The sequence below is a fragment of the Flavobacterium rhizosphaerae genome (assembly GCF_046000445.1).
In the GTDB taxonomy this organism is placed as follows: Bacteria; Bacteroidota; Bacteroidia; order Flavobacteriales; family Flavobacteriaceae; genus Flavobacterium; species Flavobacterium rhizosphaerae.
Window position 1 is genome coordinate 1 of the sequence record NZ_JBELPZ010000040.1, and the last position, 1,127, is coordinate 1,127.

Sequence of the window (1,127 nt, forward strand, 5' to 3'; positions counted from 1 at the left end):
TTCTTCTCAAGGACCTTTGCGTATATCTGTGTTGTCCTTATGCTGGTATGCCCAAGCATCCTTGATACGCTTTCGATCGGTACGCCATTGCTGAGCGTCACAGTAGTTGCAAAAGTATGCCTGGCTATGTGGAATGTTAACTTTTTGGAAATATCGCATAGATCCGCAATCTCTTTAAGATAGCCGTTCATCCTTTGGTTGGACAGCACGGGAAAAACCGTTCCGCTTGATTGCGCTTTGGGGTTATCCTTGTACTGGTCCATAATTCGCTTTGCCTGCGGTAAAATAGGTACACGGACGCTGGTATCGGTTTTTGCACGGCTAGTGTAAAGCCATAAGCCCCCATCAGTACCCGTAACGATATTATCAGGCGTCAGGCCGGCAAGGTCTATAAAGGCGAGCCCTGTATAGCAGCAGAAGAGGAACATGTCCCGAACGTTTTTCAGCCTTTCAATCTTAAATACCTTTTTTTCAAGCAACGAGAGTTCTTCAGATGTCAGGCACTGGCGCTCTACCTTATCGAAATGTTTTTTAAAATTGGCAAAAGGATCTTTTTCGAGCCAATCGAGCTTAATGGCCAGGTTCACCATCTTACGGAGCCTCTCAATGTGTTTCATTATGCCGTTGTTGTGTAGCCGCTGCTGGTGGTCTTTTGGTACATACGACCTGAGATAGCTTTCAAAATCCAGTAAAAAGCGGTAGGTAAGCTCTGAGAGCAGTATATCGTGGCGGTGGTATTTGTCCCGCAGGAACTTGCCGATATAGCGTTGTGTCGTCCCGTAATTCTTCATAGTACCGGGTGCGAGCTTATAAGCTGCCTCCTGGTTATGGTATTCAAAAAGTTTCTTAATGGTTATGGCATCTTCATCGTGGCCTGTAAAAAGCGCTTTGACACTGTCAACGTTAATTGGCTTTCTTTCCTGTATAAGGTTATGGTAGCCGTCGGCTATTATACTCCTGATTCGCTCGATGTAGTTGTTAAGGCCGGCACTTTCGTCCCTTTTTCCTTTAGCCCGTCCTTTAGCTTCGTCCCAGAATTTTGGATCAATTTTTTTCTTAAGTGAAATTTCAGACCTTCGGCCGTTTACAGTAATTCGTGCATAGACAGTTGCTTCTGTTGCCTTTTC

The 1,127-nt window shown here is 45.1% G+C and carries 1 protein-coding gene; it reads right to left on the reverse strand.

The features are described from left to right. On the reverse strand, positions 1 to 1,127 hold a 1,127-nt coding region (locus ABS766_RS16705; protein ID WP_408086338.1), incomplete at both ends, for a site-specific integrase.